Annotated in this window: 7 protein-coding genes; 5 read left to right on the top strand and 2 right to left on the bottom strand. The window is 41.1% G+C overall.

Annotation, left to right across the window (positions count from 1 at the left end; all coding sequences use genetic code 11):
• Both ACYQ21_RS13910 and ACYQ21_RS13905 read left to right on the top strand, forming a co-directional pair.
• The coding region (locus ACYQ21_RS13910; protein WP_460059131.1) for a hypothetical protein at positions 1 to 527 on the top strand (527 nt) is incomplete at its 5' end.
• Between the two features lie 479 nt (positions 528 to 1,006).
• Positions 1,007 to 1,189, top strand: coding sequence for a hypothetical protein (locus tag ACYQ21_RS13905; protein WP_460059129.1), 183 nt, complete (start codon positions 1,007 to 1,009; stop codon positions 1,187 to 1,189).
• Between the two features lie 298 nt (positions 1,190 to 1,487).
• On the opposite strand, the gene ACYQ21_RS13900 is transcribed toward ACYQ21_RS13905, so the two are convergent.
• The gene (locus ACYQ21_RS13900; protein WP_460059128.1) at positions 1,488 to 2,300 is read right to left on the bottom strand and encodes an HAD family hydrolase; all 813 of its coding nucleotides are present in this window, start codon (positions 2,298 to 2,300) and stop codon (positions 1,488 to 1,490) included.
• A gap of 415 nt (positions 2,301 to 2,715) precedes the next feature.
• On the opposite strand from ACYQ21_RS13900, the gene ACYQ21_RS13895 reads away from it, so the two are divergent.
• From ACYQ21_RS13895 to purF, 3 genes are all read left to right on the top strand, one after another.
• Complete coding sequence (locus tag ACYQ21_RS13895; RefSeq protein WP_460059127.1) at positions 2,716 to 4,155, top strand: NCS2 family permease; 1,440 nt, start codon at positions 2,716 to 2,718, stop codon at positions 4,153 to 4,155.
• A 139-nt stretch (positions 4,156 to 4,294) separates the two neighbouring features.
• Positions 4,295 to 5,431, top strand: a complete 1,137-nt coding sequence (gene ispG, locus ACYQ21_RS13890; protein ID WP_460059126.1) for a flavodoxin-dependent (E)-4-hydroxy-3-methylbut-2-enyl-diphosphate synthase — start codon at positions 4,295 to 4,297, stop codon at positions 5,429 to 5,431.
• 530 nt (positions 5,432 to 5,961) lie between these two features.
• The gene (gene purF / locus ACYQ21_RS13885; RefSeq protein WP_460059125.1) at positions 5,962 to 7,389 is read left to right on the top strand and encodes an amidophosphoribosyltransferase; all 1,428 of its coding nucleotides are present in this window, start codon (positions 5,962 to 5,964) and stop codon (positions 7,387 to 7,389) included.
• Positions 7,390 to 7,484: 95 nt separating this feature from the next.
• Here the strand turns inward: purF and ACYQ21_RS13880 are convergent.
• A partial coding sequence (locus tag ACYQ21_RS13880) for a transposase (protein WP_460059124.1) occupies positions 7,485 to 7,678 on the bottom strand: 194 nt, incomplete at its 5' end.

The raw sequence follows: 7,678 nt of genomic DNA, 5'->3' as shown, positions 1-7,678 counted from the left end.
AATTTATCTCTGATTCCAATAGAACAACTTACTTTAGTTCAGCTGGTACGAACGGCTATGAAGATAGTGCTGCTGGTGGTCTTAAACAGACGATTAATGCGTGGTATACGACTACTATCGCAAGTAACCCTGCTTTAGAAGCTATGGTTCAAAAAGTATCCTTGAACAACCCAGACTTTACGACATTTTCTGCTATTGGACTCACTTCAAACAGTGGTTCAGAAAATTGGACTTGGGATAATTGGTATCAAGATAAACGCTTTGAAACAACCCTAAGTGATTCAGGAAGTCAACAAGCCTTCGCCTTAAGTTATGGAGATATTTATGGTCATATGGCAGTCCCAGAAGCAACATACGCCGTGCCCCTATTAGATTTTTTTAGCAGTGCGCCCAATTACTTTTGGCTCCGCTCGGCCGGCTACCACTATCGGGATGCGGGCAATGTCGGCGCGGGCAATCTCAACAACCGCAGTGATGTGAATTACCCCCTCCCTGTCCGTCCCGCCCTGTCTCTCTTAATTAAATAATCTCACATCTCTCTTCCGAGAAGGCAGAGGGGGCATTAAAGGGTTAGCACAAGGCGAGACTTGATGGACAGTATCATCGGTTTCGGTTAGGATTTGCGCCGTTAGGCGCAGCGACCTAAGATAGATTTTTCGCGGCAAAGTTCGTGACTGTTCTTGCTAGGCTGAGTGCTAGCGTAGATTAGGTTTCAAAATATTATGACATGAAATCGCAGAAAGGAAAAGTAGGCGTGGGGTTAATTAAATACACATGAGGCAACAGATAGCACGCTGAAAGTGATTGTCTACGCCAACGACTTGATGAGTTACACGTTGAAAGTCACGCAAAACGGCCGAAACATTATCGCTTTACTTTTATTTCTCGCTTGCAAAATCTCAGTATGGACATCGTCGAACTCATGCTTTTAGCTAATGATGTCTTTGTGACCAAGGCAAATATTCATAAAACTGCTGAACAACGGATTCATTACCACTAGCAAGCCTTGAATAAATTACGCGCGATTGGCTATTTTAGTTTAGAGGCACAGAAATATGATGCCATCAAACTCAAACATGCCATTCAAATGAATAAACAAGGCGCCAATTGCATCAAGTTTTTGCAAGCTTGGATGAAAAGTGACCGCGTCAAATATCAAAACATTTATCATCTGCTCCAACAGGAGTAGTATCCACCCTTTTAAAGGATGACCTTTAAAGTCACAACGGTCATACATTGACACTAGACAACAGGTTTCGGGAGTTTTGGCTCCGCTCGGTCGGCAAGTACTATCAAAATGCGGGCAATATCAGCAACAATCCCCTCCCTGTCCGTCCCGACTCGATTTGTTTCTTTCTATTGATTAAATTTGATTTCATACACATTCAAAAGCAAGCCATCTCAAATAATGGTTTGCTTTTTTTGAGATATTAAATCTTATAAAAAAACGCCCTGTGAGGCGATTTCAGTCTTAAATCTAGAGTTTCTTATAAGAACAAACTTTCCAGTGTTCTGGCTACACCATCTTCATCATTGCTATAAGCAATCTGTTGATCAGCATGCGCAAGAAGGGTATCGCTGGCATTTTTCATGGCGTAACCCGTGCCTGCCAGTTTGAGCATGTCAATGTCATTGTGTTCATCCCCAAAGGCGATGAGGTCTGAGCTGTCTTGACCATTGATTTTGAGTAGGTGTTTAAGGGCAGAAGCTTTGCTGACACCTTTTGGCACGACTTCTAAAATACCATTTTGCCCACCCCATGCGCTGACACTGACCTGATTACTGAAATAATTATCAATGTGGTTGGCTAACTGCAATTTATCAGTAAAGCGTGTCTGAAGGAGGATGGCATTAGGATCGTCATCCAGTTTCTCCATCCGCATCTGATGATAGGGTTCAAAACTCTCAATACCGAAAAGGCTAGGACTCGCATGTTCAAAAGAATTAATGAAGAATTTGCGACGAAATTCTGCGGCTAGGAAGTCAAGTTTAAAAGTTTGTTGTTTTTTGATGAGCTCAAAGACGAGTGATCGGTTGATGTGCTTAGACACAGCATGTTCCCAGTTTTTACCGGGAATCGTGGTCATGGCACCATTGAAATTAATCATCGGTGTTTCGAGATTTAGGTCGTTGTAGATTTGAATCGCCATCCGATAGGGTCGGCCTGTCGCGATGACAATCTGATGGCCTTTTTTTCTGACGGTTTGAAAGATGTTTTTTGTATAGTCTGAGATGGTGTTACCATCGGATTGCAAGGTTGTACCATCAAGGTCAATAGCGATTAATTTTTTGTTTGTCATGTGTTGATATTGTGTGAGTTCGATCAAGTTGAACTCAAGCCTTTCTAGTGTTGATAGTAATGGATTTCTAAAAATTCAATTTCGCATTTTTGGGCTAAAATTTTCGATTACTTCATTAAGAGCGTTAGAGCGTGTACAGACACACTTTATGACTCTGCTTCGTACTCGGATACCTTATCTCAAAAGGAGTGAAAGCAAGATTAATCTTCCCTCAAGTGTTCCTTATTTAGTATAACATTTTTTGGTACGAACGCCAGTTTTTAGGTAATTCCATCAGATTGAAATGTTATTTTATAAAAACCGAACATTTAATCAGGAAAGTCAGTCAACTCTGTGATTATCCCTTGAAAGTCCTGAATGCTTACATTAGAATAGGTTAGTATTAATAATTTATTTTTGATGGAAGAAGGATATTATGGATAAGTTTTTTAAACTTAAAGAGAGCGGCACAACAGTCAGTCACGAGATTATGGCAGGTTTGACAACATTTTTTGCCATGAGTTATATTTTGTTTGTCAATCCAGATATGTTATCGAAAACGGGTATGCCTTATCAAGCTGTTTTCCTAGCGACAATCATTGCCTCAGTCATTGGAACATTGATTATGGGACTTTTTGCCAATGTGCCTTATGCACAAGCGCCGGGTATGGGACTGAATGCTTTCTTTACGTTTACAGTCGTTTTTGGCCTTGGTTACTCTTGGCAAGAAGCGCTTGCCATGGTGTTCATTTGTGGGATTATTAATATCCTGATTACGGTGACTAAAATCCGTAAAATGATTATCAAAGCCATTCCTGAAAGTATCCAACACGCTATCGGTGGCGGTATCGGGGTTTTCATTGCTTATATCGGGATTAAAAATGCTGGTCTATTGAAATTTACACTTGACCCGGGGACTTATACAGTCCTTGGTAAAGGTGCGGATAAAGGCACAGCAACGATTGAAGGTGCTGCTTCAGCTGTACCAGCCTTGGTCAATTTTACAAGCCCAGCTGTGTTGGTTGCGCTAGTTGGGATTGCCATCACGGCGATTTTGGTTGTGAAAAATGTCAAAGGTGCGATTTTAATTTCAATCGTTGCGACAACTGTCTTGGCGATTTTCGCTGGTGTGGTTGATTTGAGTGCGATTGACTTTAAAGCAAACTCTCTTGGTTCAGCTTTTAACGAATTAGGTCAAACTTTTGGTGCTGCTTTTAGCCATGAAGGCATGGGAACGTTGTTCTCTGATTCAGCTAAAATGCCACAAGTCTTGATGACAATTCTAGCTTTCTCATTGTCTGACACTTTTGATACTATTGGCACATTTATTGGAACCGGTCGTCGTTCTGGTATCTTCTCAGAAGAAGATGAAGCGTCTCTTGAAAATGGTTCTGGTTTCTCATCTAAAATGGATAAAGCCTTGTTTGCAGATGCGACAGCAACTTCTATTGGTGCGGTTTTTGGAACATCTAATACAACGACTTATGTGGAATCAGCAGCAGGTATTGGTGCTGGTGGTCGGACTGGTCTGACATCAGTTGTTACAGCTATCTGTTTCCTCTTGTCATCAGTGTTACTCCCATTTATCTCAATCGTGCCGAGTGCAGCAACAGCACCCGTCTTAATCATCGTTGGTGTCATGATGCTTGGCTCATTTAAAGACATCAACTGGACTGATTTGGAAGAAGCGATTCCAACTTTCTTCGCGTCAATCTTTATGGGTCTTGCTTACAGCATCTCATATGGTATCGCAGCAGGCTTCATTTTCTTCGCCATCACAAAAGTCGTAACGGGTAAAGCCAAAGAAGTTAGCCCAATCATCTGGGTGGTCAACTTCTTGTTCATTCTTAACTTTGTTATCTTGGCAATCATCTGATGTCCTTTATGTATAGCTGAGCGTCTCACGCTCCTTATCAGATTGTGACAAAATCTTAAAGCGTTCGTAAACTATTACGGCGTTTTTTTGTTATAATTTAGGAGGTACATTTTAGTTAAGAAAGAAAGTAGGTCAGATTTTGACTTTAACACATAGAAGAAAGACCCGCGCTGTCAAGGTTGGTGATGGGCCAAATGCTGTCATCATTGGCGGGCGCAACAAAGTAATTTTACAGTCCATGTGTACGACAAAAACGCAGGATGTCGTAGCGACGGTTGAGCAGATTAATCAGCTGGAAGAAGCAGGTTGCCAATTAGTCCGTGTGGCTGTACCTGATATGGAGACAGCACTTGCGATTAAAGAAATTAAAGCACAGATTAACATTCCTTTAGTGGCAGATATTCACTTTGACTATCGCTTGGCTTTACAAGCTATTGAATCAGGTGTTGATAAAATTCGGATTAATCCTGGTAATATTGGTCGTAAAGACCGTGTGGCTAAAGTCGTTGAGGCTTGTAAAGCCCATCTCATTCCGATTCGTATTGGGGTTAATGCTGGCTCACTTGAAAAGAAATTTTTGCAAAAATATGGTTATCCAACTGCTCAAGGGATGTTAGAATCGGCGATTGAACACGTTGAAATCTTAGAAGAATTGGATTTCCATGATATCATCATCTCAATGAAAGCCTCCAATGTTGAGCTGGCACTTGAAGCTTATAAATTAGCTGCTGAACGCTTTGATTATCCCCTTCATCTTGGAATTACAGAGGCAGGCCCTTTGTTTTCTGGCTCTGTTAAATCAGCAGCTGGTATGGGCGCGCTTTTGTCACTTGGTATCGGCGATACCATGCGAATTTCCCTGTCAGCTGACCCTCGTGAGGAGATTAAGGTTGGGCGTGAGGTCATCAAATCATTTGGTTTGATTGACAATGCAGCAACGCTTGTGTCTTGCCCAACTTGTGGTCGAATTGAAATTGATTTAATTCCAATCGCACAAGAGCTGGAAGCCTACATTGCTAACATCAAGGCACCGATTACCGTTGCCATTCTTGGTTGTGGGGTTAATGGTCCCGGTGAAGCACGTGAAGCAGATATTGGTCTTGCAGGTGGTGCAGGTAAAGGTATGCTCTTTAAAAAAGGTAAAATTATCAAAACAGTGGACGAAGCGGTCATGCTAGAAGAATTTAAAGCTGAGATTGATGCCATGTACAAACATTACCAAGAAACGGGTAAGTTACATGACGATGAAACAGTTGACGCTGGAGAAGATAATTAAGTCTTAGACAATCAAAGAGGTTGGGACAATTGTTCTCAATCACTGAAAGAGAGAAGCAAATTGGGCAATCAAATTTGAGTGGACTAATTTGCTTTTTCTTATGTTTTACGAAAAAAAAAAGAATACCAATTTCGTATTGTTTTGTCAAAAGAATACCAATCTGGTATAGAATCAGCAAATTTTTAACCAATTTGGCATTATTTCTTACAACATAACCAAGTTGTTTTAATAGTTATCAAAAAGTGATATAAAAATAGGCGATGTTTAATTCCAATTGATAGCCAAAATCATTCATAGTCTAATTTTAGGTCCCCTTTTTCCATAATTTTTTTCTCTGCCGGGTCAACTGTCAAAATAAACGATAAGTAAAAACCGAACAATTAATCCGTATTGTCTCTTAAATCAAAGATTTTTACTGTATTTTGCCTAACAATAAGTGTAAAATAAAGGTCATGAGAGGTTTCTAAAGTTGTGTTATCTCAATTAACAGACAGCTAGAAATCACAGAAAAATTTAAAGAATGGTGCAAAATGACTTACGAAGTAAAATCACTTAACGAAGAATGTGGTCTATTTGGTGTTTGGGGGCATCCCGAAGCTGCCAGGTTGACTTATTTTGGCTTGCATGCTTTACAACATCGAGGCCAGGAAGGCGCAGGCATCATCTCAAATGATAAAGGGAAACTCAAGGGGCATCGTGACCTTGGACTCTTATCAGAAGTGTTTCGAGATGAAAAACATCTCGAAAAATTGACAGGTCATGCGGCAATCGGTCATGTCCGTTATGCGACAGCAGGTTCAGCGTCTATTGATAATGTGCAACCATTTTTATTCAATTTTTACGATGGTCAGCTCGGACTTTGCCATAATGGTAATCTGACCAATACGCGAACATTAAAACATGAGTTAGAGTCAAAAGGGGCGATTTTCCACAGCAACTCAGACACGGAAATTCTCATGCACCTCATTCGTCGAGGCTTTTCGACCAACCTCATGGATAATGTCAAGTCAGCGCTTAACACGGTTAAAGGTGGTTTTGCCTACCTTTTGATGACAGACGATAAAATCATCGCAGCACTTGATCCAAACGGCTTTAGGCCACTTTCAATTGGACAGTTGACAAATGGTGCTTACGTCATTGCCAGTGAAACCTGTGCTTTGGATGTGGTTGGGGCAACCTTTGTTCAGGACGTGCTGCCGGGGCAAGTCGTCACGATTGATGATAAAGGTGTTCATGTTGATACCTATACGACCGATGTTGATATGAAAATTTGCAGCATGGAGTTCATTTATTTTGCGCGCCCTGACAGCAATATCAATGGTGTCAATATCCATACTGCTCGAAAAAACATGGGACGTCTCTTGGCCAAGGAAAATCCGAACATTGAAGCGGATATCGTCGTCGGTGTACCGAATTCATCCCTATCAGCAGCCTCTGGTTTTGCGGAAGAATCTGGTCTTCCTTATGAAATGGGTTTGGTCAAAAACCAGTATATTCAACGCACTTTTATACAGCCCACGCAAGAACTGCGTGAGCAAGGCGTTCGGATGAAACTCTCGGGTGTTCGCAGTGTCGTTGCAGGTAAGCGCGTTGTCATGGTAGATGACTCTATCGTGCGTGGCACGACTTCAAAACGAATCGTCAAGCTCCTTAAAGAAGCAGGTGCAGCAGAAGTTCATGTCGTCATCGCCAGTCCACCCCTTGCTTATCCTTGTTTCTATGGGATTGATATTCAAACACGTAAAGAGTTGATTGCAGCCAATCATTCAGTTGATGAAATTAATGAAATCATCGGCTCAGATAGCTTGTATTTCTTGTCCATAGAGGGACTGAAAGATGCCATTGGTCTTGGCGACCAAATCTGTACCTCATATTTTGACGGTATCTATCCAACGCCACTCTATGATTATGAAGATGATTATAATTTGGGTTTGAAAGAGAAAATATCCTTTTATTAAGTTTGAAAGCATAAGGCTGGGACAAAAGTCCACAGTCACTAAAATAAAAAGCAAGCTAATCCAATCAATTTTGATTGTTCTAGCCTGCTTTTTTTCTATATCCGACAGGTTGCCATCAGTTTTCTGAGATTAATCGCCATCAAAGCTAAACCAATCTCCTGCCTAACTTTGTCTTTCCCTCTAACCGAAAATCGAGTGAAATCCAAATTAGCCTTCAGATGGGCAAAGGCAGGCTCTATATCAATCTTACGTTTGCCATAGAGTTTTCCTGTCTCTTTTTCTGAAAGCA

It is taken from the genome of Pseudolactococcus yaeyamensis, from assembly GCF_054658615.1.
Note: the sequence above shows the minus strand (reverse complement) of the source record. Positions and strands in the feature narration are given on the sequence as shown.

What these genes read in the sequence shown, in the direction of transcription:
- ACYQ21_RS13900 (WP_460059128.1), bottom strand. Translation starts at nt 2,300, where the DNA reads ATGACAAACAAAAAATTAATCGCTATTGACCTTGATGGTACAACCTTG.
- purF (WP_460059125.1), top strand. Translation starts at nt 5,962, where the DNA reads ATGACTTACGAAGTAAAATCACTTAACGAAGAATGTGGTCTATTTGGT.
- ACYQ21_RS13895 (WP_460059127.1), top strand. Translation starts at nt 2,716, where the DNA reads ATGGATAAGTTTTTTAAACTTAAAGAGAGCGGCACAACAGTCAGTCAC.